Here is a 26602-nt window from a genome sequence, read left to right on the forward strand (position 1 = left end):
CTTTGTGGCCATGAGTTACCCGAAGATGAAGGCAATGGGGAGCACGTTCATGACTGGTATTAAGGAAATTGTGCTTTTGATAGTTTTTCCTGTGCCAGTTGTTTTAAGGTGCGCAAATCCAACTTTCCCGTTCCCAATACAGGGATCTGATCTACTTTGATAAAATTGTCCCGTTTGGGAATAAACAGATTGGGCAATCCACTAGCCGAGACTTTTTCCAAGATCTCCGGGATGGCCGATTCTTCGAGGGTGTGTAAGACGACCAGCTGCTCCCCTTTCCGTTCATCAGGTACGGCGGTGACAGCCAAAACCATGGTTTCCGCGTTTGACGCTTCCAGTAACGCATTCTCAACCTGTCCATGAGGGATCATCTCGCCACCGATTTTGGAAAATCGGGATAGGCGATCGGTAATTGTAATAAACCCATCCTCATCCAGGGCGGCAATATCTCCGGTAGTGTACCATCCCTGTCGTATCACCTTTGCCGTCAAATCTTCACGGCCTAAATACCCCTCCATCACGTTTGGCCCTTTGACTAAGAGCATACCTGGGGTGCCGATCGGCAACGGTTGTTCAGTATCAGGATCAACAATTCTGACAGATACGCCTGGAAGTGGCTGTCCAACCGTTCCCCGCCGAGAGCCGGATTGGAAAAATCCCGAAGCTCGAAAATCTGGACAATTGACGGCAATTACGGGCGCACATTCTGTGACTCCATATCCTTCAATGGGACGAATGCCAAATCGTTTTTCGAATGCGATCAGTAGCCGGTCGGTTAATTTTTCTGCGCCGGTGAGCACGATCCTGAGGGAACCGAATTGTTCCGGGGTGCAGCGGCGAAGATATAATTGCAGGAAAGTCGGAGTGGTTAGGAGGATGGTGATTCGATGCTGGTGGATGAGGTCTCCAATGGGCCCGGCATCCAAGGGAGAGGGATGGTAGATTACGCCGGCTCCATGGATGAGGGGAAACCACAGTGTTGTCAGATATCCGAAAGAATGAAAAAACGGCAAAATCCCCAAAAGTCGGTCATTGTGATCCAGGTGCAGGACTTGGGCAATACCTTCCACGTTTGAATCAAGGTTGAAGTGACTCAACAGGACGCCTTTGGGTTCTCCCGTGCTTCCGCTACTAAAAATAATGGTGGCGATATCATCGATAGAAGGATGTATCGTGGCTCCACAGTGACGCTCCAAAATCCGGATTGGAGCGAAGATCGCCAACAACGCCGCGGTGAGCCGAGCTTGCAAATGAATCGTGTTTCGAATCTCCTCGATCCAGATGGGAGTAAGGTAAGCCGGAAATTCGACTTTGGCTTTTTTTAAGAAGATGCGGCTGGTGAGAACCGTCATTAATCCGGCTTGTTTGGCGGTAGCCTCCAACCCTTGTATCCCAAGTGTGTAATTCAAATTGACGGTGGTTCTTCCCGACAGAGTCGCAGCCACATTGGCGAGGGCACCGCCCACACTCGGAGGCAGCATAATACCAACCGTGTGTTGTCCTTCCCAGCGAGGTCTGAGTGCTCTTGCCAAGGCGATAGCGCCTGTCAGCACCTTGAAGCAGGACACGTAAGGAGTAGTCGCATCTCCAAACATGAGGCGAAAAGGGTGTTTGCGCATGGACCATACAAAACTGTGATGAAGAGGGCGTCGGCTGGGTTTTCGTAAACGCCATGCGGCTTCTCCTAAGTCTTGAACGGCTTGCCTCACCTCTTCAACAGATGTGGTGGAGGGGAGGGGATCGCCGATAGAGAGCGTGATGGGATAGGGGAAGCAAGTCGGCCATTTTGCTAAAAATCGTCCACCGATGAAACTGAAGATACTCCCCCAGATACGGTCGATGTTGATGGGAATAATGGGGGCATCCCGGCCTTTGACGATACGGGTGAATCCCGACCGGAAGGGTAAGAGGTTGCCGGTACGCGTAATTTGGCCTTCTGGAAAAATGCAGACCAGTTCGCCTCGATCGAGGCTCTGTCCTGCTTGCCGTAACGCATGTAAAATTTTTCTGGGAGATCCGTTCGAGGAAATTGGAATGACCCCCATGATTTTGGCAAAGGGATGAAGCACGCGATGGTCATAATAGTGTTGGTCGACGAGAAATCGAATAGGGCGATCGGTGGTGGCGAGTAGGAGCAGTCCGTCAATGAACGAGACATGGTTGGGCACCAGAAGTGCTCCGCCTTCTTGGGGAATTCGATCCCGCCCGGTGATAGTGAGTCGATAAATGGTGTGGGTGAACAAGACTAATATCAACCGAATAAACATTTCGGGGAGAACCCGAAGCGCCCAAATGGTTAGAGTTGCGCTCCCGATGCCTGATACGAGAAAGATATTGCTGGCGCTAAGCCCGATCTTTGACAGGAATCCTGATCCCAGAGATCCCAAAAGTACTCCTCCAAAGACCAGGGTGTTGGCAAAGGCAATCACGGCTCCTCGTCGATCAGCCGGGGATCGCCATTGAATGAGAGCGTTAAGCGGGACCACCACAAATCCGCTGGCGAGGCCGAGACACCCCATGGCCATGAGGGTTCCTCCTAATTGTGGCTCCCCAAACCCTAAGGCGAAAAGACTGGCGGTTATCCCGGTGCCTCCCAGGGGAAGGTAGCCTAATTCCACTTTGGCCGCTGAGAGTTTTCCGACCAACAGGGAGCCAATGCCAACTCCGATTCCAAAGGCTGCCAGGGGTAGTCCTGAAAGAGAATCAGATAATTGAAGGACGGCTTTTGCATAGATCAATACATCTTGCCCAACCAAACTGGCCAACGTCCAAAATGCCATGGACCCCAGGATGCCCAATTTCAAGACTCGATCTAACCGAAGGGCTTCAATGGCGGCTTTCCAGGTTTCTCGCACTCCGCCCTCAAGGCGAGCCCTTGGGACTGTGGGAATAAACAATGAAGCCCATAAACCTATTCCCGAGCAAACCATAAGCACTAGTCCTGTCAGCCATGGGGTTTGGCCGGAAAGGTCCAGCAAGGGACCCGCTAATGCGGTCCCTGCAATGATGGCGATGAAGGTCCACATCTCGAGTTGACCATTTCCCCATGATAGGCGATGGTGAGGCAGGAGTTCAGGAAGAATTCCATATTTGGAAGGACTAAAAAGGGCGCTTTGGGCACCCATTGCTGCTAGTACCAGGAGGGGGAGGACTCCACCCAGCGGATTCCAAAAAAGGGCTGCGGTACCGGCTCCCATCAACAAGACTTCAACGGCTTTCATGACGACGATGACGGTTCGCTTACTGAACCGATCGGAAAAGACTCCGGCAAAGGCCGAAACCACCATCAGGGGAAGGGTAAAGATGACAAAGGCTTGTGTGGTGGTCGTCTGGGAGGCTGCTTCAAAATCCGGCCCAGAGGCACCTACTGAGGCGGCGGCTTGCTTAATAGCCAGGAGGGCGACAATGAGTTTCCAGGCATTATCATTAAATGCTCCAAAAAATTGCGCGACGAGCAAGCCGCGGAGAGCTGCAGACTGAGCTGCGGGTGGTGGGGAGGCTGAGGAAGATTCAGTCACCGGGATTACGAGGTGTGAGTGTTGGTTGTTTCTTCAATTATCCTTGAGTGCAAGGAGATATTAAACAAATAGGCTTCATAACGAAACCGGAACTATCTGTGGGTTGTTGCCCTGAATAGGACTACAAGGGCTGAAGAATCTGGGTATACCCTGAGCCCGAGATGGTTCGATGGTAGCATGGATTGTATTATTTCCCAGTAAAAAGAAGTCGAGACCGCCCTGAGAATACAAAAAGGGGGTAAGTCATTTTTGTGATAACGAGATAACTAAGTTGAGTTATCTTGTAGGAACCATTCTTCCCCGTCAATCATTTTTTGGTCCATGGATTTGATCCTTTATTGTGACGTGGCGGAATCATGATTCGATCCTTGAGGACCACACATCTTATCAAAGAAATCACACCAGTACCTACTTCCAGTTTCGATCGATACCTCTCGTGAAGGGATACTCCCGTTTTAAATAATTCGGAAATTCTTTACCGTTCTGGGAGTGCATGCCGTAGGCCAGATACAGCACGTGCTTTTTCTTCCAAGGCTAACCTTTATCCCTTGAGAATCCGGCTATTCACAGGATGCAGGAACATGCAAGTTAAGCTTCCAAAGCTCTTAAGGTTCTTTCGTATACAGCCGATCCATTCCCATATGCCGCGCCAAGAATTCGGTTGAGATGTTTTGGCATGTTCTCTTCCGTTTTCATAACCGGGATTCGTGGAAACGCTCTAGAATCAATAGATATTCGCAATATAGTTGAAATGCCATCTCGGGAAAGGGAGCTCGACGGCTATTTTCGCGATGACGACTCAGACGAAATCATCAGGTGTTTCGGAAGGACAAATGGGAGCAGTGGGGGAGTCCATCTTCCATCGAATGCGGAACGTCTTGAATAGCATACATGTGTCTGCCGGGCTCATTAGCCATCGGCTTCGGGAATTTCATGTGGCGGATGTTGGGCGGGTTGCAGATATGTTGGAGGCCCATAGCCATGAATATGGTAGATACCTCACTCAGGATCCCAAAGGGAAAATAATTCCACATTTCTTGGGGCAGTTGAGTGAGGAATTGGCCCAGAACCACCTCGACACTCTGACAGAATTGACCACACTCAATTATCACCTTGAACAATTGGAGTATTGTCTGACGGTTGGGCAAGCACCCCTTCGGGTCGGGGGATTTAAAGATACCATTCAGTTTGCAACGATTATGGACGAGGCCTTGGCTCCTCATCAGGGTGAATTGGATCGAATGGGAGTCCAAGTGTGTCGGGAGTATCAAATGGTTGGCGAAGGTATTCTGGAGGTACCCAAGCTTCTCTGTATTGTGGTGAACTTGATCCGGAACGCGATCAATGGGATGCGGAAGATAGCCGACCGGACCCATCGCCTCACTCTATCTGTGTTGCCCTGCCCAGACCGCGAAGGGTTTGTCCGCTTGCAGGTCGCTGATACTGGAAGCGGAATCCCTTTGGATTGTCTCACGCGGGTGTTTTTTCCGCAGGCTCCGGGGGAGCAATCAGACCTGTTGCCGAATCTTCATGCCAGTGCTATAGCGGCCAAAGAGCTTGCTGGATCGCTGCGGGTGTGGAGTGACGGTCCTATGCAGGGAGCAATATTTACCCTTGATTTGCCAGTTATTCACATGGAGGGAGAACGGTAATGGAGAAGGAACAGGGCAACCGGCGTATTTTGGTGATTGATGATAATGTGGCGATCCACGATGATTTTCGAAAAATTCTTGAAAGATCCTTAGACACCTCGCTGCTTCAAGAGGTTCGGGCCGAATTATTTGATGATGTGGAAGAACAAAAAATTGTTGAGAAGTTTGAAGTTGAAACTGCGGACCAAGGGCAAATGGGACATCGGATGGTGCAAGATGCGATGAAGGCTGAACGGCCGTATGCGGTTGCCTTTGTGGATATGCGCATGCCTCCAGGCTGGGATGGGGTAGAGACTGTGGAGCATCTGTGGGAAGAAGATCCTGATTTGCAGATTGTGATCTGTACGGCATTCTCGGATCATGCATGGGAAGATGTCATTCAACGATTGAATAACAATGGCCAACTCCTCATTTTGCGAAAGCCGTTTGATAATATTGAAGTTTGGCAGTTGGCGAATTCCCTTACCAAACGCTGGGCAGAATCGCGTCAAGCAAAGTCGCAATTGGAATTATTAGCCAAATGGGCAGAAGAACGGGCCGAGGAAACAATCAAAGCCCACTGATGTAAGTGCTCTCTCATATTCTGCAAATTTGTGCGTATGGGATAGTCTTTTTTTTGGAAGGATATTTGTGGATTAGGGGATGGCCTTTCTTTTCAGAGTGCGCAATATGTCGACAAGTCAGGGAAGCGTCAATTCTTCTTCCTGAGCATGAAATGACATGGATGTTCAAGGCGAAAATTCAGTCGTCCACCGTGGACCGCTTTTTTTTTGTGAGGAGCTATTTCTCCTTCATGGTTGGTCTTCTCTCCTTATCCCCTTCATGTGATGGTCCACGGCATGTCGGAATCTAATAGGCAGGTACTTTCAGAATTTCCGCTTCTTCGTGTGGGGATCGTGGGACTTCAGGAAAGGGATCTTTCCCCATCCTGTCAGAGGGTGTTGGCTTCTCGGGGTTCCATGCTTCAGATCACCTGGCTTGACTATACTTCAGTGCATCTCTCCTGTTTGGACTCTGACAACCCATTTGATCTCATTTTCGTGGACTGTCGCGTGAAGCGGAGGGGTGAGGAGATTGCGCGCGATATCAAACAAACCTGTGACACTGCGTTCATTTTGGGATTGATTCATGATGATATTTTCGACGGGGAGGGAATAAACGAACCGGCTATTGATTGGCTGGTGAATGAGCATATGGCGGGTGTCGCGATTCCCTGGGCCATTCAAGAGGGGTTGGTTCGACGTCGGGGCTTGATCGAGCGGGAGCAATTGCGCAGGCAGGTGGAGGATGCCTCTTATAAAATTGAGATGGCGGATGTCGCCTCAACCGTGTTGCACAATGTGGGTAATGTGCTCAATAGCGTCAATGTGGCGGTGCATGTGGTCCATGAGTTGATTCATCAGTCTTCGGTGATTTTGGTTCATCGAATTGCGGAACTGTTAAAGCGGCATGATGAGGATTGGGAAATTTTCCTCACTCAGGATCCAAAAGGAAAGCGGATTCCACCGGCGATTATGAAATTGGGGAGCCACCTCATAGCAGAGCAACAGAACGTGCTAAAAGAATTGGAAGGCCTGGTGCGCAATATTGATCACGTGAAACAAATTATCATTTCACATCAGACGATGGCGAAGTCTCGGGGCACCAGTGAAGCTCTCTCCGTGGTGGAACTTCTGGACCAAGCGGTGGAGTTAAGTTTTCAACCTGGGGATGCGAAGTGGATCAGGATCCAACGAGACTATCAGCCTGTCCCGGCTGTGGTAACCGATCGGCATCAGCTTCTTCAAGTTCTCGTGAATCTGCTGCGAAATGCTAAACAGGCGATGCAATTAAAGGACGGAGTTGACCACCAGCTCACCATACGAGTCGAAGTTCGGACAGATGATGAATTTTCCGTTGTCATCACCATTCAAGATACGGGCATGGGAATTGCGGCTGAACATTTGGCAAGGATGTTTACTCGGGGTTTTACGACCAAACATGATGGCAATGGGATTGGTCTGCATAGTTCGATGGTCAAGATTCATCGTATGGGTGGATTGTTGCAGGCCCATAGCGAAGGGGTTGGCGCCGGCGCAACCTTGACACTGATCCTTCCGGTTGAGGCAGAGGCAGGACAGACATGAATCCCGTCTGTACTCTTAATCGACGAATCTTAGTAATCGATAATAGCCCGAACGTTTTACGGGATTTTCGGAAAATTCTGTGTCCAACAATAAGGTTCATTTCCGATGCGTGTTCGAAGGGCAATCATGATCTTTTTGATGAGCCCATCCTGCATCATGGGAAAGAACCCTTCGATCTCGATTGTGTGGACAATGAAGAGTCAGGGCGTGATCTGGTCACGCAAGCTAAGGCAAAGGGTTCTCCCTTTGCCGTGGTGTTCTTGGATGTGCAATTGCCCAATGGTTGGGACGGGTTTGAAACGGTTGAGCGAATTTGGGATGAGGATTCTGATGTACAGGTCGTATTGTGTACGGCCTATCCTGATTGTAGTTGGTCAGAGGTATTGTCTCGATTAGGACGCCGGGATCAATTGTTAATATTACGTAAGCCCTTTGACCCGATTGAGGTGTGGCAATTGTCTACGGTTTTGACGATGAAGTGGCATTGGGCTCAGCAGGCTCGGTTGCGGGTTCAGGATCTTGAACAGGTCGTCACGACGCGCACAGGCCTCCTTGAAGAAACCAACCGTCGTTTGGAGCAGGCTTTGCTCAGCCGACAAGCGGTTGAGACGCAGTTAGCTCACGCGATCCGTGATGTTGAAGAACGCACTCTCGAACTTTCTGCTGTTCGGGACCATGCGCTGAATGAAATTCATGAACGGGAACGGGTCGAAGTCATTTTGCGTCAAAAATCCGATGAATTGGCCAGGTCGAATCGCGATTTGGAGCAATTTGCGTCCGTCGCAGCTCATGATTTACAGGAACCGCTTCATTCCATACAAGTATTTCTTGATCTCTTACGGCTGAAGTATGGATCAGCTCTTAACACTCATGGTCTGGGGTATGTTGATCGCGTCAAAAATGCGGCTGGTCGTATGCAACAGCTGATTCAAAGCCTGTTGGTGTATTCCAGGGTCGAGTTACCGCAAATGGCAGAGGAGAAGATTGTCTTGCGCGAGTTGGTTGAGGAAATCCTATCGGATCTCGGTGCCCGAATCGAGGAATCGCGGGCTGTCGTTCAACTTGGGGAATTACCCATCATTTATGGAAATGCCCCTCAAATCAGACAATTGTTACAAAATTTGCTGGGCAATGCCTTGAAGTTTCATCAGCCGGGGGTCCCACCTGTCATTCGTATCACAGCAAGGATTATCCAGGATCGACGTCACACAGGTTCAGGCCAGCATGGGAAGCTTTGTCAAATCGAAATTCATGATCAGGGAATTGGTATTCCGCCAGAACAGTTCGAGAATATTTTTGGAATGTTTAAGCGACTTCATCGGAAAGAGGAATTCGAAGGGACAGGGATTGGGTTAGCAGTGTGTCAACGTATTGTCGAGCAGTGCGGTGGAGCCATTTCCGTTCGTTCCAAGCTGGGAGAAGGATCAACCTTTATAGTCACGCTCCCCATTCAGCGATGAGAAGAGTTGACGGCCAGTTCCAAAGATGACCCACAGGGCTTTACCGATTGGGAGAAGTATAGATTGCTGACATTTGCTTTGTGGATATTGGGAAAATTTTTTTTTATCTCATTATAATTTATGGTACCGACTCCTGCGCATCGCCCTGTATTACTGGTTTGGACGCATCCCGAAATCCAGGGTATGTTGCGCGATGCGTTGTCTGTGCCGTCTGTGGATGCCTGGCCGGTAGAGAGCTTATTACGAGACAAAAGTATTGCAAGCTTCGGTTCTCAGCCATCTTTACCGCAGTTCACCCTAGTCAGCGTGGAAATGGGTCCTCAGGTCTTAGCGAAGTTCGCAGAGGCTCAAGCTGTAAACAATCCTTTTGCTCTCGTTGTTATTGAGGGTCGTTCAGGGGAATGGGAGATCGTGCGAGATCTGATTGAGGAACTGTGGAAATATGATCAGGCCTTACGGTGCATCTTCTGTCTTCCCTCTGATCGCGCATCATGGCCCCATCGCCTGGTTGTGAGTCGGCCCGAACAATGGGCGGTACTTCGGATTCCATTTCTTGGAGAAGAGGCCTTTCAATTAGCCAGTTGTTTAAGCCTGCCGTTACCGAAACCCGTGCAGCCCCCGTTTGATAGGGCAACCGACTCTGCTGAAATCGGTTCTTCCTCTACTCCCTCTCTGGATATTGATGACACAATTGGCAAAGAGGCGACGGGGGCATTGGAATCTGCTCGGGGCGAATTAGCAGCTTCCAGATACTATGTTGAGAATATTCTCAGATCGATGGCCGACTCTCTGTTAGTCATTAACGCCGATATGACCATTGGTGCGGTGAATCCCTCTTTGCTAAATCTTTTGGGTTATCAGGAGGATGACCTCATTGGACAGTCGCCCGGCTTGATTTTTGGCGAGGAATTTTCCCAAGGTGCTATCATCGAAAATCTCTTACTTCAAGGATCGGTGAGTGGGGTGGAATCCAGTTTCCTGACACATGAGGGAGAGAAAATTACCATTTCGGTTTCTGGTTCGATGATGCAGGATCTGCAGGGGCAATTTCAGGGGTTGGTATGTGTTGCCCAGGATATCACTGAACGAAAACGGATGGAAGAAGAGAAGCTACAGTTGCATGAGCAGTTAATGGAAACCTCAAGGCAGTTGGGAATGGCCGAAGTGGCGACGGGTGTGCTGCATAATGTAGGCAATGTGTTAAATAGCATTAATGTATCCATCGGGGTCATTACGGATCTTTTGAAAAATTCGATGGTGGGGGATGTAGGTCGTATCTCAGAGTTATTGGATAAGCATCGTGAAGATCTTGGAAGGTACTTATCGCAAAACCCCAAGGGGAAACAAGTACCGCATTATTTGGGGAAATTATCGGAGCAATTAAAGGAAGAGCAGCGAGTGGCTTTGTTGGAACTGGAGCGCTTGAGGGAGAATGCCGGGCATGCCCAGCAATGCGTTGCGGTCCAACAGGATCTGGCTAAGCCCGGCGGGATGACGGAACGGGTATGTGTGGCTGAAGTGATAGCGGAGGCCCTGACAGTGAATCAAAAGATGTTGGAGGAAACCAACGTTTCGGTGATTCAGGAGTTTCAGGAGGTCCCACAGCTCATCGTGGAAAAGCATCAACTCCTTCAAATTTTGGTGGATGTCATTCGCAATGCCTGTCAGGCAATGGAATCGGCTGCTCGGAGGCACTTAATTGTGCGCATCAAGCTCATCATTGGCCCTCCGGATTCTCTTTGCTTGGAAGTTCAGGATACCGGCAGCGGGATTCCTCCCGACGACATTACGAAAATTTTTGGTCAAGGGTACAGCACCAAATATGGAGGACGTGGCTTGAGTCTGCATCACGGTGCGTTAATGGCAAAAAATATGGGCGGGGCGCTTCGCGCTCAAAGCGAGGGTATGGGGCAAGGGGCCACATTTTTTCTAGACCTGCCAGGGAATTTTCATTTTCCCGATTTGTAACTTCTTCATAATTTCCATTGTTTTTCTGACCGTCTCTTCATGAGCGTTGTGTTGTTCTGTTGCTTCTTCCTTTTGTTTGGCATTTTTCATGGACTGCCTTAGGAATTCCTACCTCAAGAGTCAGTCTGGTGAAACCGAGAAAATTTTGAAGATGTGAGAGAAAGCGTTCAGTCCTCTGCAATTTTCTGGGTTTCCTGGAGTATCTCCCGTGATTGAATATTGGCGTAGAACCGATGATGACTTTTGGAAGGGGGAGGAAGAATGGACTCCTAAAAATTGGGTGTCTTCGTTTCAGACCGGAAAGCCACTGGCTCCCTGGTCCAGATCATTTTCACCGCGGTTGCTGATGGGAGGGCAAACAAAATTCGATGAGCTTCCATCTCGGGCGTCACCTTATTTTGACCTTGAGGTGGAAATGCATGTGCAGGTAGTAGCGGGTAATGCGGGAATGATCCCGGTCGATCTGGAGCGTGCGTTAGACCTTGGGATCGAAGTGTTTCTCTTATCCGAGGGATGTGCAGTAGAATCTTCGAGTATTGCAGCCTTGTGGCGGCATAGCCTCAGAACGGGATACTTGGCTGCACGGATTGCCTTGCATCAGGGATCGAATCCACGCATGGTTTGGCAATCATTTGTGGGAGGGGTGCTTCATGATATTGGCATGCTCGTGTTTTTGACTCAGCATCCGGAGGCATTTACGACGGTGGTAGAGATATCTCAATGCCGAGGAGGGAGCTTGGGGGAGTTGGAAAGACGGGCCTTAGGGTACACTCACGGGGAAAGTGGAGCCACTTTTCTGGCGCGATGGGGTATAGATGATGTGTTACTGGCGATTGTGGCGTTTCATGATGATCCATGGAAGGTTCCCCATGCGACCTTCGGCCCTTTGGCGGCGGTGTATGCCGGAAATTTTGTTGAGGGAGGAGGGATCGCTCAGAATTGGGATGGAGTCATTGGGAGAGAAGGGGAAGCCTATTTAACCCGTTTAGGTCTGTGGGAAAAACTACCGATTTGGCAAAGCTGGATGCCAAGTATTCCGCAACTGGCGATTCAATGAACCCTCGTATCGCTCAATTCAGTATCCGACGATCCGCATGCCCCCAATGACCTGCCCATGTTTTTGGCGGATGCTTATCATTAACCTTCGTTAAAATTTGCCTCGTAATCTTATCTTCTTTTTTTCCCTAGTCTGGTCTAAAATTCCGGAATTCTTTGGGTTCCCATTGGCAAGAACAGGGTGTAGTATTTGCCTGAAGAGTGTCTTCTCGTGTTTTCGAATTAAAGGGGAGGAAGGTCAGTCACCCGGACGACCCGATTTATCACTTTACTGATGAAATTTTCTGGCATTCTGGTGATTGTATGCATGACAAATACTGGGTAAGCTGGTAGGTAATGAAATTGAGGAGAGTCATGAAGGTTCTGTCGGTACATCTGATTGGCGGAGTGATCGTGGGAGGATGCATCCTCTTTCTCCCTCAGACCGTTGCCTCCTTGGACCCTCCTTCCGCCCCGTGTCAGAATCCTGAAGGATGTGTCGCGCAATTTCTTGAACAACTAGAATCTTCCGGAACTGATTCTGGAGCCCGCTTGGATCATGCCAAATTTTTCAATGAGTTTGTCGCAGTCAATGGTAATTCCGCTTTGGCCAAACATGCCGGGATTCGTTATGGATATTGGCTCAAGGAATCCTCCCCTCTTGAGGCTATTCCTTTGTTGCAAGCCTCTCTTCCTGAATTCCCTAATCTGAGTGATTATCTCACCTTTTGGATGGGGCAGGCATACTCCCATGCTGGTTTGGGGAAGGAAGCAGCAGAGGCATTTCGACAATTTAGGGAGCATTTTTCCGATTCTTTGCTCCGAGCTGACGCACTCTATGCGGGTGGGGATGTATTGGCAAAATTGGGGGATTGTGAAGCCGCTCTCTCGATGTGGTCTCAGGCTCTCAGTATAAAATCTGACCATCCCAAATCCGCCAATGCCTTCTTTCAAATGGGTCTATGTTCTGCTCAGATGGGACAACGGGAAAAAGCGATTGAGATTTTCCGTGAATTATGGTGGAAATTCCCCTTAGCCCAAGAGCGAGTGGAGGCTGAGTCGTGGCTACGCCGGGAAGTGGGGTCTTTGTTTTTACCCTCACTAGAAGAGCGATTCAAGCGTAGCATGGCCTTATATAATGGGGGGGCTTTGGAGGAGGCTGTTCAGGAATTCCAACACATTGCGTCTCTATCTCCTCCCGCTCCTCAGCTTTTTCAGGTCCAATATACGTTGGCCATGGCCTTAGTTCGTTTGAAACGGTATGACCAGGCAGAAACGATACTGACCTCACTCTCACGTTCCTCCTCCTCCAGAAGAGATGATGCATGGGTATGGTTAGGAAGAGTGTATTTGCGTCAGGGGAAAGGGCCAGAATTGGAGGCTCTTGTCGGAGCCCTGTCGATTGAAAAAGTAACAGGTGATCAGCAATCGTTGCTCCTCACCTTTTATGGCATTTGGTTGGAAGATCATGCGCGCTGGCTAGAGGCTGGGAAGGCCTATAAGCGGGCAGCGGCTGTGGCACATACGCTGACGCAGCGGTTAGATGCGCTTTGGCGAGTGGGGTGGATTCATTATCAACAGAAACAATTCATTGAAGCCATTGAAATGTTTCAGGAGATTATCCAGGCAGTTGGAACTCCTCAAACCGACTCTTCTCTGCATGCGGCTTCGCAGGCTTTCTATTGGCTGGCCCGTGCCCAGGAACATCTTGGGCAGATGGAGCCCGCGCGAGAACGTCTAAAAAATTTAAGCCAGGACTACCCCTTTACCTACTATGGGCAATTGGCGGAGGTTCGGCTCGGTCCCGCAGAATTTTCGACGAAACCATGGGCGGTATTGGCATCAACAGACATAATGAATGTGGAGACTCCAGCTCATCTTCAACAGGATATCCATTATCAAAAAACTCTAGAGTTACGAACCCTTCGCCTGTTTAAAGAGGCAGTCCGAGAGCTTGAGGTTGTTTTTGCCCACTTCGGAGCGGATCCCAAAGCCTTTCCTCAATTGGTCTCGTTAGCAAGCGAAGTTGGGGCCTACGACGTCGGGATTCGATTATCTATTCGTCATTTTGGCGGGACGTTGCGGAAAGGACAGCTTCATTCCTCGTCTGCCGCCTGGTTGGGAGCTTTTCCCATGGGCTACCAAAGTGTCATTCAATCGTTTGCTCCAAAGCATGTGGATCCGTTTTTAGTCGCGGGGCTTATACGAGAAGAAAGCCTATATAGTGCTCGTGTTGTCTCTCCGGTTGGCGCGATTGGCCTGATGCAGCTCATGCCAGAGACAGCCAAAAAGGTTGGACGTCAATTGGGATTACAGGATTCCGATTCTGATCGAAAGGGCCTGGATGAGCCAAATCGCAATATTCAATTGGGGACGTATTACCTGGGGCAATTACTGAATGAATTTCAGGGCAATATTATTTTTGCCGTAGCCGCGTATAACGCCGGACCTCAGGCGGTCAAACGGTGGATTGGGCAAAATGGTCATCGGGATCCTGATGAATTTATCGAGCTGATTGGATATCGAGAAACCCGTGGATATGTGAAACGCGTACTTGGAAGTTATCGAATTTATCGGACATTGTTTGGAGATGCCTGCCGAGGTGTTTCTCTTGACAGGTTTTGTTGAACGAATTATAGTCCGCCTCGTTTGACCTTGCGAATAAGGAGGCGCGCACGTGAGCGTAGAGAAATTAGAAACGTTGGAGGTTCGAGTTAAGAAATTACTTGATCTGGTCATTGAACTACGGCAGGATAAATCCCATCTTGAACAGGAGTTGGAATCGACTCGGGAACGGCTGGCCAAACACGAAGAAATGTCTGAAGGATGGGAAGAGGAGCGAACCACGATTCGATCCAGAATTGAAAAAGTGCTAGGCGAGCTTGAATTTTTAGACCGTTCAAACGATTAATCTACAGGACTTAAGAATGACGAGGACCATTGAAGTCGAAATCTTTGGTCATCGAATCTCTCTCCAGGGAGAGGGAGATGAGGCGTATTTTCATGAGTTGGCCGGGTATGTTGATGCGCAAATGCGTACCCTCGCCAAAAAAACCCGAACAAGCACTCCCACAAAGCTGGCTATTTTAGCTGCAATTAACATTACGGATCAGCTCTTTCGACAGGAGAGGCACCGGCAGTTTGGAGAAGCTGAAATTGAGCGTCGGACTCAAGTCTTACTGGAAACGATAGAAAAACATCTCGCGGCCAACCCGCATTAACCATTCTCTCCTTCATTTCCTCTTATCCAGCGTTAATAGGTATTACCTTTGAAATCAATTGGTTGAAGTGCTTTTTTCCAATGGTTGGCGGAATGTTGTACGTCTATTCCCATCATTCAACTGGCACATTATTGAAATTCCTCATCGTCTTCTGATATTTTACTTTTCATAAGTTATTGAATTTCAAAGAAAGAAAGGAATATCCCTCTTGTGGAGGGAATTGAACTGGAGGCCCACTATGACAGGTATTTTCATAGTCATTGTGGGTTTTTTGTATGATGGGATCGTACGAGGTAGGGAAATTTTATTTAAGGGCAGGTTGAATTCTTGGAAATCGTTGTTTACGTGGCAAATTGCTCATTTCTATCCAAATGGCTCGCCTTTTGATCTAAAAATTTTAAATTATTGGCCTGGGTTGTATCCATGTTCTTCTACTTCAAGCAGGATTTGTGAAGACTGGATTCATTGGGTGAGTCCTTTGCGGGTTGCTATGTGCCCTTTCGGCTTAGAGAGTTGCCCTATCTCTCCTCCTCATCGTTTCTTAAAAATATAGGCCTTTTATCATATTCAGATAGGCCTTTCTCCAGTTTCCGTATTCCTTCCTTTTCTGATTTTCCCCTGTGGTTTTGCGGGTCTGTTTCCGCCTAACAGAGGGAAGATAAATCTTTCTCGTGATTGTGACATGAGGAAACGAATAGGAGCTAACCAATGGACACGGTAATTCCCATACTTGCAGTGGTGATCGGGCTTTTTCTTGGATTTGTGTTATCGAAGGTGTATCAGCAACAGAGAGACTTGAAGCGTCGGTCAGCAGCTGAAGAGCAAGCTCAACAGCTCACCCAAAATGCTCAACGAGAGGCCGAAAATCTAGTCAAAGAAGCAAAAATCGAAGTAAAAGATCTGCTGTTTCAAGCCAAGTCTGAACTTGAAACAAAAGAAAAGGAAAAGAGGAATGAAATTCAAGCCGCGGATCGAAAAATCATCCAGCGAGAAGAGGCCCTTGAGCGTAAAATCAACCAATTTGAAAAACGTGATGAGGAGATGCGACGAAAAGAGCGTTCCCTTAAGGAGAAGGAGGAAGCTCTGGTCAATAAAGCTGCTGCGTGCGACCAAGCCATTAAGGAGCACCGGCTTGCCCTGGAGCAGGTGGCAGGAATTACGGCCGAGGAAGCCAAACGCCAGTTGCTGGGTGAAATTGAAAGTGAAGCACGGATGGATGCGGCGTTGTTAACAAAAAGAATTTTGGATGAGGCTAAAGAAACCGCTGAACGAGAGGCTAGAGAAATTGTAACTCGGTCGATACAGCGGATCACAAGAGATTACGTCAACGAGGCCACGATCTCAGTGGTTCCACTCGCGAATGATAGCATGAAGGGAAGGATTATCGGTCGCGAGGGAAGAAATATTCGGGCTTTGGAGGCGGCAACCGGGGTTGATCTTATAATTGACGAAACCCCGGAGGCAGTGATCGTGTCCGGATTCGATCCCCTTCGGAGGGAGGTCGCCAAAATTGCACTTGAACGCCTCATGCAGGATGGGCGCATTCATCCGACTCGGATTGAGGAAGTCGTAGAAAAGGTCAAGGGCGACTTAGATAAGTTGATGAGAGACGATGCTGAAAAAGTTATCTTTGAAGTCGGTCTTTCAGATTTTCACCCTGAAATTGTCAAATTATTGGGTCGTCTGAAATATCGAACCAGTTATGGACAAAATAATTTATATCATGCCAGGGAAGCATCATATATCTGTGGGATTATGGCTTCAGAACTGGGGTTAGACGTGAAATTGGCTAAGCGAGGAGCCCTCTTGCATGATATAGGAAAAGTGGTTAGTCATGAAGAGGAGGGTACGCATGCGATGCTCGGGGCCGAATTGGCAAAGAAGTATGGAGAGTCGGAACTCATTGTGAATGCCATTGCTGCCCATCATGAACAAGTTGAGCCGCTTTGTCCCGAATCGGTATTAGTGGCTGCGGCGGAAGCTCTCTCGGCCGCCCGCCCGGGTGCCAGACGCGAAACTCTCGAAGCCTATGTCAAGCGATTGGAAAAGCTGGAATCGTTAGCTACTGGGTTTACAGGGGTTGATAAGGCCTATGCAATTCAGGCTGGACGTGAAATTCGGGTAATAATTCGGCAGGGAGAATTAAACGACAGTGAAAGTTTTGCCCTGTCTCGGGATTTGGCCAAAAAGATTGAACAAGAACTGACATATCCTGGACAGATAAAGGTGACAGTCATTCGAGAAAATCGCTTTATCGAATTTGCCAAATAGCTCTGTGAGTAAAGGAAATCATGAACGTACTGTTTATCGGAGATATCATGGGAGAGCCCGGCCGTCGGGTGATCTTAAAGCATCTGTCAAAAGTTATTCAGGAGCATAAGATTGATCTGGTTATTGGCAATGGGGAAAATGCGGCAGGTGGGTTTGGCATCACACAGGAAGTGGCTGAAGACTTGTTTGATTTGGGTCTTTCAGTCATTACACTGGGCAATCATGCCTGGGATAAGCGTGAAGCTTTAGAGTATCTGCAAAAAGAGCAGCGCGTGATCCGTCCCGCGAATTATCCTGATGGAGTTCCAGGAAAAGGCACGTGTGTCGTAGAAACCATTCATGGGGAGCGTTTGGTGATTTTGCAACTCATGGGGCGAGTGTTTATGCCCATGGTGGACTGCCCTTTTCGGGTTGCGGAACGCGAATTGGCTCAATTAACGACACAGACTCACTGTATTCTGGTGGATATGCATGCCGAAACCACCTCAGAAAAAATGGCGATGGGGTATTTTTTGGACGGCAAGGTGTCGGCGGTCCTTGGAACGCATACGCATGTTCAAACTGCTGATGAACAAATCTTACCTCAGGGAACGGGGTATTTAACCGATGTGGGGATGACCGGCCCTGTTCAATCCGTCATCGGAATGAAACCAAACATGGTGATTCAGAAATTTTTGACACAACTTCCGAAAAGATTCGAAGTGGCGACAGGACCTTCTGTTTTAAGTGCGGCAGTGTTAAATATTAATTACTCAACTGGAAAAACCACTCACATCACGCGCCTTCGTGTGTTCGAGTAACGAATTTCTGTGCCAGGGCTTTTCCCTTCAGTGCTTACCGTCTCGACTCTCACCCGACAGATTCGTTCAACGTTCGAACAAAATTTTCCTCCACTCTGGGTTGAAGGGGAAATTTCTAATCTTCGCTGCCCGTCTTCTGGACACCGGTATTTTACCCTGAAAGACCAATCGAGTCAGATCAGAGCTGTGCTCTTCCGCAGTCAGGTCGAACGCCTGAAATTTTCGCTTCAGGAAGGTTTGGAAGTTTTCGTGTTCGGTCGCCTTTCGGTGTATGAACCACGAGGAGACTATCAATTACTCTTGGAGGTGGTTGAGCCCAAGGGTGTAGGTGCGCTCCAATTAGCCTTTATTCAACTGAAAGCAAAGTTGGAAGCCGAAGGATTATTTGAAGCTTCGGGGAAAAAGGTGCTTCCTCTGTACCCGCATCGGATTGGTCTGGTGACGTCACCTTCCGGCGCGGCAATCCATGATCTGCTGACCATCATTCATCGTCGCTGGCCTTTTGCACAGGTTCTGATTGCTCCTGTTCCCGTGCAAGGGGATGAAGCTGCCGGACAAATCGCCAAGGCTATCGGGGTGCTCAACCAATTAGGCAAACTGGATGTGTTAATTGTCGGGCGTGGTGGAGGGTCGTTGGAGGACCTCTGGGCATTTAACGAAGAAATTGTGGTGAGGGCTATCGCCTCTTCCAGGATTCCGGTGGTGTCCGCTGTTGGCCATGAAACCGATCTGACGCTCGCAGATTTAGCTGCGGATTATCGGGCTCCCACTCCCTCCGCTGCGGCCGAGTTGGTGGTTCCCGATTGCTCAACGGTTAGGCATCATTTGGGGCTTCAGCGAGTGCGATTGGAACGGTCCATGAGGAGTTTATGTGTCGCGTGGAGAGGGCAAGTTCAGGAATTGACCGGACGATTGCCTGAGCCTAGACTCGTGCTTGGACAATTCGTGCAACAGGTGGATGAGTTAGAGCGGCAACTTTATGTCAAAATGAAGCACTGGTGCCGGAATCTCCAGGTGCAGTTGCTCAAGCATCAGTCCTCGATTTGGGAGAGAAATCCCCGGATTGACATCCATCGGCATCAACGGGCTCTGGTTGACCGAGGGATTCGGCTTATGCGAGGGATGTCCGGATGCATTCTTGGTAAACGCCATCAAACAGAATTGTGGATGTCTCAGCTGAATCAATTAAGTCCCCTTGCGGTCTTAGCACGGGGGTATAGCATTGTTCTCAAGCTGCCAAATGGAAAAGTTGTAAAGCAATCAACAGAAGTTTCTGTGGGAGAGTCTATACGCGCCAGACTTCATGAAGGCGAATTGATTTGTCTGGTAAAACGTACCCATCCTTCAACGTAAGGAATTCTCTTTTGCTTCATGTTCCGGCATGGCTATAATACATGGCAGGTTCATAGATCATGAACCCATGTTACGAGAGAACTGAATCACTGATCATCTTCGGACAAAATTTATGGCTGTACTGAAATTTGAAAAAGCATTGTCCCGCTTGGAAACTATTGTGGCCGAGTTGGAGCGCGGGGAGCTTTCCTTGGATGAATCCTTGAGAATTTTTGAGGAAGGAGTCAAGCTCTCAAAAACCTGCCTGAAAATGTTGGATGATGCAGAACGCAAAGTGGAGATCCTTGTGCAAGACAAGGATGGAAGAAAGCGTATACAGGCTTTTTCGATTGAGGATTCCAATTTACCAGAATCGTAAGTTTCCTCCACGGCTATCTCTCAATCGGTGATCTTCGCATTGTCTGCTTCATGGGCATGAACATATGAAGGCTGCTCAGCCATCAGCTCCTTCCCGGAGACCCTCAAAGGAACGACTGGATTCCCTTGTCCTGAATCAGGAATTGGTCACAAGCAGAGAACAGGCCTGCCGACTTATTCTTGCCGGTCGAGTGAAAGTCGATGGGGTCCTTATTGATAAGCCAGGGAAGCTGGTTGCGAGAACTGTTTCGCTGGAAGTGACAAAGCCGGAATGCGCCTATGCCAGCCGAGCCGGTGAAAAGCTGGCACCTGCCTTGGAAGCATTTTTTATTTCCTGTTCAGGCTGTGTGGTGATGGATGTGGGTGCCTCCACCGGGGGGTTCACGGATTGTGTGTTGCAACGTGGCGCAAATCGAGTCTATGCCATTGACGTAGGGTATGGGCAGTTAGATTGGAAGCTGAGAACGGACCCTCGTGTTGTGGTCATGGATCGTTGCAATATCCGCCATATGTGCCCCCAAGATATTCCTGAACCGGTTGATTTGGCGGTAATCGATGTTTCATTTATTTCCCTACGTTTGGTATTGCCGGTGATTTTGCCTGTCCTGCGTGATCAGGCGTATCTTGTCGCATTGGTCAAGCCGCAGTTTGAGGTTGGGAAAGGACAAGTCGGAAAGGGAGGCATTGTCCGTGATGAACGATTGCGTGAGCAGGTGAGGGACGGTTTTGTGGATTATGTCCGTAGCCTTCGTCTCGATGTCATTGGTGTCATGGATTCGACCCTATTGGGAAAAAAAGGAAATAAGGAAATGTTGGTGGGAATGAAAAAGCGGACAGATGAGTTCTGAAGGAAGCAAGCCGATTAGTATCCCCTTAACATAATTATGAAAAAGGAGAAAGCCGGGCATGTCTACAAAAATTCTGGTGACCGGGGGAGCTGGGTTCATTGGATCACATCTGGTTGACCGGTTAATCCAGGAAGGCAATGAGGTCATTGTTGTTGATAACCTCTCTACAGGGAAGCGAAAGAATGTCAATAAAAAAGCCCAATTTTATAAAATGGATATCCAGAGTAAGCGGATTGAACGGGTATTCCGAAATGAGCGTCCTCTTATTGTCGTCCATCTGGCCGCGCAAATGAGTGTACGCCATTCCACGGATGATCCGGGGTTTGATGCGCAAGTCAATATTTTAGGGACCATCAATGTGTTAGAACATGCCGTGAAGCAGGGTGTGCGAAAGGTGACATTTGCATCGTCTGGTGGTGTGGTCTATGGGGAACAGGAAATATTTCCGGCCCCAGAGTCACACCGGACAGAACCTCTTTCTCCTTATGGAATCAGTAAGTTGGCTGGAGAAAAATATCTCGCCTATTATGCAAATGCGACCGGACTCCGGTATGTGGCGCTTCGTTTTGCGAATGTCTATGGCCCCAGGCAGGACTCTGAGGGGGAGGCAGGGGTCGTGGCTATTTTCTCAAAACAAATGTTGGATGGTGGTCAACCGATTGTTAATGGAACTGGGAAGCAGACAAGAGATTTTATCTATGTGGATGATGCGGTGGAAGCGATCTTGGTGACCTTGGGAGAGGATGTTCGGGGAATTTTTAATGTGGGAACTGGCCAGGAGACGACTATCAACGAATGTTATGGAATTATTAAAAGTTTAACGAAGTGTCAATGCAAAGAGCTATATGGAGCGGCAAAGAAAGGCGAGCAATTTAGGAGTGTGTTGGATGTGACAAAACTCAGAGAGGTATTTGGCTGGGATCCTCAGGTTACTTTGCAGGAAGGGCTTACCCGGACAGTCGATTTTTTTCGTGGAACCGGAAATTAACCTCTCTGTTCCGCGTAGGAGGAGAATGATTTCACCTGTTAGCTTCTCTGTTAATACCTGGGAACGGATTGATCGATCTCAATGGACCAGGCTTCAATTCCTCCAATCAGATTTTTAACATTCGAGAATCCCTGTTGCAAAAGAAATCCCACGGCATCCGCACTCCGCATTCCTTTATGACAATACGCGACAATCTCAGCGCTTGGGTCCAATTGTTTCAGAGAATGGGGAACTTGGCCAAGAGGAATCAGCACTGATCCCTCTATTTTTGCCAGAGAGTATTCGTGGGGTTCTCGGACATCCAACAAAAAAATTTTATCGCCTTTATCCATGCGAGCTTTTAATTCGCTGACAGTGATAGTGTAACTCATATTTGAAAGCCTCCTTACGTTCCTGAGGTATCTCTGTATAGACAAATGATCATAGCGGCTGAATTTTCAGGGTGTCAATTTTTTCTTTGCGAGAGCGGGAGGGAGCAGCAACATGCCGGACCAGGCGGTCGTCTCGATTGAACAGATTTCACAATTTGAAGGCCAGGACATTACCATCAAGGGATGGATCCGTAACCGACGCTCGAGCGGTAAATTAAGCTTTTTGACAGTGCGTGATGGCACGGGAGATCTCCAGGCTATTTTAAGCAAAGGTGAAGTTGGTGACGACCAATTTTCTTTGTGTAGTCAGTTAACCCAGGAGTCTTCTGTGATTCTGACTGGAAAACCTCGAAGGGATGCTCGAGCGCCAGGTGGATTCGAGCTTGATGTATCCAAATTGGCAGTGATGCACATCGCAGAACCCTTTCCCATCCAACCGAAAGACCATGGAGTTGGTTTCCTGATGGAATATCGGCATCTTTGGTTGCGGTCGCGACGCCAGCACGCCATTTTACGGATTCGCCATGAAATAATTCGGACGTGTCGGAATTTTTTTGATGATCGAGGTTTTACCTTAATTGATACGCCGATTTTTACGCCAAACGCCTGCGAGGGCACCACGACCTTATTTCAAACTCAATATTTTGACCAGGTAGCCTATTTAGCCCAAAGTGGTCAATTGTATGGAGAAGCGGCTGCAACGGCTTTTGGGAAAATATACTGCTTTGGTCCAACCTTTCGAGCGGAAAAATCAAAAACCAGACGTCATTTGATGGAGTTTTGGATGGTTGAACCGGAAATGGCCTTTGCCGACCTACCGGATGCCATGCAACTGGCAGAGGAATTGGTTTCAACGGTTATTCAGCGAGTGGTAGAATCTCGTCGACCTGAACTGGAAATCTTAGAGCGGGATATTCCTAAATTAGAAGCCATGGCCAAACCGTTTCCGCGAATAACCTATGAAGAGGCCCTGACGCGTCTTCAACAAAAGGGGGTCGCTATTCAATTCGGCGATGATTTCGGAGCCGATGACGAAACATCTTTGGCGCAAGAATTTGATCGTCCGGTGATTGTTCATCGATATCCGGCCGCCGCCAAAGCATTTTATATGGCGAAAGATCCAGAGAGGCCAGACTTGGCGTTATGTATGGATATGCTCGCGCCGGAGGGATATGGAGAAATTATTGGAGGAGGCCAACGAATCCATGATTTGGATGAATTGCTGACGCAAATTAAAGCTCACGACCTTCCTGAGGAGGCCTTTAAGTGGTATGTGGATTTGCGACGATACGGAACGGTTCCTCATGCTGGTTTTGGTATGGGAATTGAGCGAGTCGTTGCCTGGATTTGTGGATTGGACCACGTTCGAGAAACGATTCCATTCCCCAGGATGCTCTATACGTTGTATCCTTGAGATATTAATTGGGAAATGCCTTGAGGTTTACAAATAATATGGCCATGGCTCCTAAAATTCCTATTCCCTAGCTCCTACCTTCTTACAACATTTTCTGAGTGCTTGACATCATAGGCGAGGGTTGTATACTTCCAGATGTGGGAGGAAGTGGGATGATTTCCACATATATTGTAAAAATGAAACAAGCTGTGCATGAATGATGTTCATATACCGGTACTCGTAGAGGAAATCTGTTTTTGGCTTAATCCGCTTCCTGGTGGAGTCTACGTTGATTGTACTGTGGGAATTGGTGGAACGTCGCTGAAGATACTGGAAAAAACCGGAAAAAATGCTCATATTATTGGTTTGGACCGTGATTATCAGGCCATTGCTCTTGCGAAGAAGACATTAAGTGAATATGAATCGTCTGTAAATATACTACATGGGAATTTCTCCCACATTCGAGATTTTGTTCAGGAGTCCGGCTATGAAAAGGTTGACGGGGTTGTGTTTGATTTAGGGGTGTCCTCGTTGCAGTTGGACCAGGCAGAGCGTGGATTTAGTTTTTCCCTGAGTGGGCCATTGGATATGCGAATGGATCAAACCCAGAAAGTAACAGCAGCTGATCTGGTGAATCATCTTCCGGAAAAAGAGTTAGCGGATGTCATCTTTACCTACGGTGAAGAACGGTATTCCCGTCGAATTGCACGCGCAATCGTGCAGGCCAGAGGCGCCGGTCTTATTCTAACCACGCAGGCCTTGGTGTCTGTCCTGGAGGGTGCGCTTCCTTTTGCCTACAAAAAGGGGCGCTTACATTTTGCGACCAGGACCTTTCAGGCGCTTCGGATACGCGTGAATCGTGAATTGGACTTGCTCGAGCCGGCTCTCCGGGATGCCATTGACCTGTTGAAGGATGGCGGAAGGGTGTGTGTCGTCGCATTTCACTCATTAGAAGATCGTATTGTAAAGCAGACGTTTCGTTCTCTGGCGCAGAGAGAGCATCCAAAAGTTGCATTGCTGGTCAAGAAGCCTGTGAATCCGAGTGTGTCGGAAATACAACAAAATACTCGTGCTAGAAGCGCTAAGTTGCGTGTGGCCGAGCGCCTTCCGGAAGGAGAGACCCTATGAGGAAAAACGTGTTCCTTGGCGTCATGATTCTATTGGGAGTGTGGTGCCTGCTTTATGTTGGGGTCAAGATAGACATGTGGCGACTGGGGTATGCCATTGAAGAGTTAGAAACTCAGCGTGCGGTATTCAAAAAACAGCAAGAAGGCTTGCAGGTTCGGCTGTCGCAGTTAACGGATCCGCAGCGAGTTGCCCAACGGGCGCAAAGTCAATTGGGACTCACCGTGGCTCAGGAAGGACAGATCGTTATGGTCTCGGTGGATACGTTACCCCAGTCTGAATCGGATGGCTATTTTCCTGTGCGTTTGGTCCGTGAATTTGGCAATACCGTCGTGAGCCTTCCGTGAAAACGCCATCTCAGGACATTCATCCCGTCTGTCGAATACGAAGTGGCATTGTCTGCTTGGGCCTCCTTTGCGGGTTTGTGCTTATTGGTTGCCGACTGTTTTACCTACAGGTCCTCCAAGCGGACGTTGGAGCTCATCAGGCACAACAGCAACACGAAAAGACTGTGATCGTTCAGCCGGATCGAGGGGTCATTGTTGATCGACAAGGTCATCCACTGGCTCTCAATGTGGAAGTGTCCTCATTGTATGTGAGGCCGCCGTCCTTGAATGATCCACAACGGGTTGCCCGATCCTTAGCGCCGGTCTTACAAATGCCGGTCAAGGAATTACGCGATTTGTTCACACGAAATCAGCCATACGTGTGGGTTAAACGCAATATTCCGGAACCGGTCGTCAAGAAAGTGGAGGCATTGAATATATCCGGACTGGGATTGACCAAAGAACCGCATCGTTTTTATCCCAAGGGAGAATTGGTTTCTCATCTCGTGGGGTTTGCAGGAATTGATAGCCAAGGATTAGAAGGGGTGGAACTGCAATATGAGTCCTATCTAAGGGGTGAAAAAAACCTGGTGAAATATCAAAGGGACGCTTTGGGCAGAAAGCTTGCCTCACCCCCGAGTCATGATTCTATACCCTTGTCGACCGGGTATCATCTCACTTTGACCATAGATGAGGTTGTCCAATTCATTGCGGAGGCGGAGTTGGCTCAAGCCTTGAAGCAAAGCGGCGCGAAATCTGGAAGCATTGTGATCATGGATCCCTTAACCGGAGCGATTCTGGCGTGGGCACTGCATCCGACCTTTGACCCTAATCACTTAGGGCAGTTTTCCACTCAGGATTGGCGAAATCGACTGGTGACGGATCCCTATGAGCCGGGGTCAACGTTGAAAATTGTGGTGGCAGCGGCGGCGCTTGAAGAGCAGGTGATGTCTCCAGACACGTTAATTTATGGGGGTGATGGAAAAATGTCGGTGGCAGGGACCATTGTTCATGATCCTGCAAAAACCAGCTGGATGACGTTTTCCGAAGCGGTGGCGCAATCGAGTAATGTGGGTGCGATCAAAGTCGCCATGGAATTAGGGCAAGACCGGGTTTTTCAATATTTAAAAGCGTTTGGGTTTGGAGAAAAAACCGAAATTGATCTTCCGGGAGAGTCCTCAGGGATACTCCGAGAGCCCAATAAATGGAGTGGTCGAAGCCTTTCTTCCATTGCCATGGGTCAGGAAATCGCCGTCACCCCGATTCAAATGGTCACAGCCATGTCAGTGGTGGCCAATGGTGGTTGGCTAATGACGCCTTACGTCGTCTCTTCGATCCTGGATTCAGACGGACAGGCTGTCTTGACCAAAGATCCGCAACCCAAACGGCGACCCATTTCGCTTGAGACCACCGACACGTTAACTAGTATTCTCGAACTGGCCGTAGAGGCAGGAACAGGCAAGCGTGCCAGGCTTGCCGGATATCGTGCTGCGGGAAAGACGGGGACGGCTCAAAAAATTGACCCGAAAACCGGGTCATACTCTTCTTCACAAGTGATTGCCTCGTTTGTCGGATTTGCACCAGTCGAACGCCCGCGTCTTGCCATGTTAGTCGTCATTGATGAGCCGGCGATTGGGAACTGGGGTGGGGAAATTGCCGCTCCGGTCTTTCGAAAGGTCGCAGAGCGCGTCTTGCCCCATTTGGGAGTGTTGCCAGGTAAATCCGCAGTTATTCGGACGGCTGCGGCCAATTCGCCAATTTCTTCACCGCAGCCCATTGTGCAGTAATCT

21 protein-coding genes are annotated in these 26602 nt (G+C 48.8%); 19 read left to right on the forward strand and 2 right to left on the reverse strand.

Translation table 11 applies throughout. The features are described 5' to 3' along the window. Positions 1–59: 59 nt before the first annotated feature. Positions 60–3518 (reverse strand): acyl-[ACP]--phospholipid O-acyltransferase, encoded by a 3459-nt coding sequence (locus PP769_RS06330; RefSeq protein ID WP_312646112.1) that lies wholly within the window; start codon positions 3516–3518, stop codon positions 60–62. Positions 3519–4384: 866 nt separating this feature from the next. On the opposite strand from PP769_RS06330, the gene PP769_RS06335 reads away from it, so the two are divergent. The 15 genes from PP769_RS06335 (at position 4385) to PP769_RS06405 (ending at position 21597) form a co-directional block, all read left to right on the forward strand. Further along, positions 4385–5170: an ATP-binding protein gene (locus PP769_RS06335; protein WP_312646113.1), complete on the forward strand. Its 786-nt coding sequence runs from the start codon at positions 4385–4387 to the stop codon at positions 5168–5170. Beyond that, complete coding sequence (locus PP769_RS06340; protein WP_312646115.1) at positions 5170–5733, forward strand: response regulator; 564 nt, start codon at positions 5170–5172, stop codon at positions 5731–5733. Before PP769_RS06335 ends, PP769_RS06340 begins: the two co-directional genes overlap by 1 nt. Positions 5734–6009: 276 nt before the next feature. Next, a complete protein-coding gene (locus PP769_RS06345; protein ID WP_312646117.1) occupies positions 6010–7296 on the forward strand; it encodes an ATP-binding protein in 1287 nt (428 codons plus the stop codon). Beyond that, complete coding sequence (locus tag PP769_RS06350) at positions 7293–8756, forward strand: ATP-binding protein (RefSeq protein WP_312646118.1); 1464 nt, start codon at positions 7293–7295, stop codon at positions 8754–8756. The genes PP769_RS06345 and PP769_RS06350 overlap by 4 nt, the downstream gene beginning before the upstream one ends. A 120-nt stretch (positions 8757–8876) precedes the next feature. Next, positions 8877–10724, forward strand: coding sequence for a PAS domain S-box protein (locus tag PP769_RS06355; RefSeq protein WP_312646119.1), 1848 nt, complete (start codon positions 8877–8879; stop codon positions 10722–10724). Positions 10725–10932: 208 nt separating this feature from the next. Next, positions 10933–11781 (forward strand): HDOD domain-containing protein, encoded by an 849-nt coding sequence (locus tag PP769_RS06360; RefSeq protein ID WP_312646120.1) that lies wholly within the window; start codon positions 10933–10935, stop codon positions 11779–11781. A 353-nt stretch (positions 11782–12134) separates the two neighbouring features. Next, positions 12135–14387, forward strand: coding sequence for a transglycosylase SLT domain-containing protein (locus tag PP769_RS06365; protein ID WP_312646121.1), 2253 nt, complete (start codon positions 12135–12137; stop codon positions 14385–14387). A gap of 49 nt (positions 14388–14436) precedes the next feature. After that, entirely contained in the window at positions 14437–14670 is a 234-nt protein-coding gene (gene zapB / locus PP769_RS06370; protein ID WP_312646122.1) for a cell division protein ZapB, read from the forward strand. A 16-nt stretch (positions 14671–14686) separates the two neighbouring features. Continuing rightward, positions 14687–14980, forward strand: coding sequence for a cell division protein ZapA (locus tag PP769_RS06375; protein WP_312646123.1), 294 nt, complete (start codon positions 14687–14689; stop codon positions 14978–14980). Between the two features lie 708 nt (positions 14981–15688). Continuing rightward, positions 15689–17251 carry a ribonuclease Y gene (gene rny / locus PP769_RS06380; protein ID WP_312646124.1) on the forward strand — a complete coding sequence of 521 codons (1563 nt, stop codon included), beginning with the start codon at positions 15689–15691 and terminating at the stop codon, positions 17249–17251. A gap of 20 nt (positions 17252–17271) precedes the next feature. After that, entirely contained in the window at positions 17272–18051 is a 780-nt protein-coding gene (locus tag PP769_RS06385; RefSeq protein WP_312646125.1) for a TIGR00282 family metallophosphoesterase, read from the forward strand. Positions 18052–18060: 9 nt separating this feature from the next. Next, the gene (gene xseA / locus PP769_RS06390; protein ID WP_312646126.1) at positions 18061–19404 is read left to right on the forward strand and encodes an exodeoxyribonuclease VII large subunit; all 1344 of its coding nucleotides are present in this window, start codon (positions 18061–18063) and stop codon (positions 19402–19404) included. 112 nt (positions 19405–19516) lie between these two features. Further along, positions 19517–19762, forward strand: coding sequence for an exodeoxyribonuclease VII small subunit (xseB, locus tag PP769_RS06395; protein WP_312646127.1), 246 nt, complete (start codon positions 19517–19519; stop codon positions 19760–19762). A 64-nt stretch (positions 19763–19826) separates the two neighbouring features. Then, positions 19827–20609 carry a TlyA family RNA methyltransferase gene (locus tag PP769_RS06400; protein WP_312646128.1) on the forward strand — a complete coding sequence of 261 codons (783 nt, stop codon included), beginning with the start codon at positions 19827–19829 and terminating at the stop codon, positions 20607–20609. A gap of 58 nt (positions 20610–20667) precedes the next feature. Continuing rightward, complete coding sequence (locus PP769_RS06405) at positions 20668–21597, forward strand: NAD-dependent epimerase/dehydratase family protein (protein WP_312646129.1); 930 nt, start codon at positions 20668–20670, stop codon at positions 21595–21597. Positions 21598–21647: 50 nt separating this feature from the next. Here PP769_RS06405 and PP769_RS06410 read toward each other — a convergent pair whose 3' ends face one another. After that, the gene (locus PP769_RS06410) at positions 21648–21968 is read right to left on the reverse strand and encodes a rhodanese-like domain-containing protein (protein ID WP_312646130.1); all 321 of its coding nucleotides are present in this window, start codon (positions 21966–21968) and stop codon (positions 21648–21650) included. A 112-nt stretch (positions 21969–22080) separates the two neighbouring features. Here PP769_RS06410 and asnS point away from each other — a divergent pair, with 112 nt between their 5' ends. The 4 genes from asnS (at position 22081) to PP769_RS06430 (ending at position 26599) form a co-directional block, all read left to right on the forward strand. Continuing rightward, positions 22081–23382: an asparagine--tRNA ligase gene (asnS, locus tag PP769_RS06415; RefSeq protein WP_312646131.1), complete on the forward strand. Its 1302-nt coding sequence runs from the start codon at positions 22081–22083 to the stop codon at positions 23380–23382. A 192-nt stretch (positions 23383–23574) separates the two neighbouring features. Further along, positions 23575–24489: a 16S rRNA (cytosine(1402)-N(4))-methyltransferase RsmH gene (gene rsmH, locus PP769_RS06420; RefSeq protein ID WP_312646133.1), complete on the forward strand. Its 915-nt coding sequence runs from the start codon at positions 23575–23577 to the stop codon at positions 24487–24489. Further along, complete coding sequence (locus PP769_RS06425; protein WP_312646135.1) at positions 24486–24833, forward strand: FtsB/FtsL family cell division protein; 348 nt, start codon at positions 24486–24488, stop codon at positions 24831–24833. The genes rsmH and PP769_RS06425 overlap by 4 nt, the downstream gene beginning before the upstream one ends. Next, positions 24830–26599, forward strand: a complete 1770-nt coding sequence (locus PP769_RS06430) for a peptidoglycan D,D-transpeptidase FtsI family protein (RefSeq protein ID WP_312646137.1) — start codon at positions 24830–24832, stop codon at positions 26597–26599. Before PP769_RS06425 ends, PP769_RS06430 begins: the two co-directional genes overlap by 4 nt. The last annotated feature ends 3 nt before the right edge of the window (positions 26600–26602 follow it).

Origin of the sequence: Candidatus Nitrospira allomarina, assembly GCF_032050975.1 — a bacterium.
GTDB lineage: Bacteria > Nitrospirota > Nitrospiria > Nitrospirales > UBA8639 > Nitrospira_E > Nitrospira_E allomarina.

Coding starts and splice junctions, on each gene's coding strand:
- PP769_RS06335 (WP_312646113.1), top strand. CDS start 4,385: ATGCGGAACGTCTTGAATAGCATACATGTGTCTGCCGGGCTCATTAGC.
- PP769_RS06340 (WP_312646115.1), top strand. CDS start 5,170: ATGGAGAAGGAACAGGGCAACCGGCGTATTTTGGTGATTGATGATAAT.
- PP769_RS06345 (WP_312646117.1), top strand. CDS start 6,010: ATGTCGGAATCTAATAGGCAGGTACTTTCAGAATTTCCGCTTCTTCGT.
- PP769_RS06350 (WP_312646118.1), top strand. CDS start 7,293: ATGAATCCCGTCTGTACTCTTAATCGACGAATCTTAGTAATCGATAAT.
- PP769_RS06355 (WP_312646119.1), top strand. CDS start 8,877: ATGGTACCGACTCCTGCGCATCGCCCTGTATTACTGGTTTGGACGCAT.
- PP769_RS06365 (WP_312646121.1), top strand. CDS start 12,135: ATGAAGGTTCTGTCGGTACATCTGATTGGCGGAGTGATCGTGGGAGGA.
- PP769_RS06375 (WP_312646123.1), top strand. CDS start 14,687: ATGACGAGGACCATTGAAGTCGAAATCTTTGGTCATCGAATCTCTCTC.
- rny (WP_312646124.1), top strand. CDS start 15,689: ATGGACACGGTAATTCCCATACTTGCAGTGGTGATCGGGCTTTTTCTT.
- PP769_RS06385 (WP_312646125.1), top strand. CDS start 17,272: ATGAACGTACTGTTTATCGGAGATATCATGGGAGAGCCCGGCCGTCGG.
- xseB (WP_312646127.1), top strand. CDS start 19,517: ATGGCTGTACTGAAATTTGAAAAAGCATTGTCCCGCTTGGAAACTATT.
- PP769_RS06400 (WP_312646128.1), top strand. CDS start 19,827: ATGAAGGCTGCTCAGCCATCAGCTCCTTCCCGGAGACCCTCAAAGGAA.
- PP769_RS06405 (WP_312646129.1), top strand. CDS start 20,668: ATGTCTACAAAAATTCTGGTGACCGGGGGAGCTGGGTTCATTGGATCA.
- PP769_RS06410 (WP_312646130.1), bottom strand. CDS start 21,968: ATGAGTTACACTATCACTGTCAGCGAATTAAAAGCTCGCATGGATAAA.
- asnS (WP_312646131.1), top strand. CDS start 22,081: ATGCCGGACCAGGCGGTCGTCTCGATTGAACAGATTTCACAATTTGAA.
- rsmH (WP_312646133.1), top strand. CDS start 23,575: ATGAATGATGTTCATATACCGGTACTCGTAGAGGAAATCTGTTTTTGG.
- PP769_RS06425 (WP_312646135.1), top strand. CDS start 24,486: ATGAGGAAAAACGTGTTCCTTGGCGTCATGATTCTATTGGGAGTGTGG.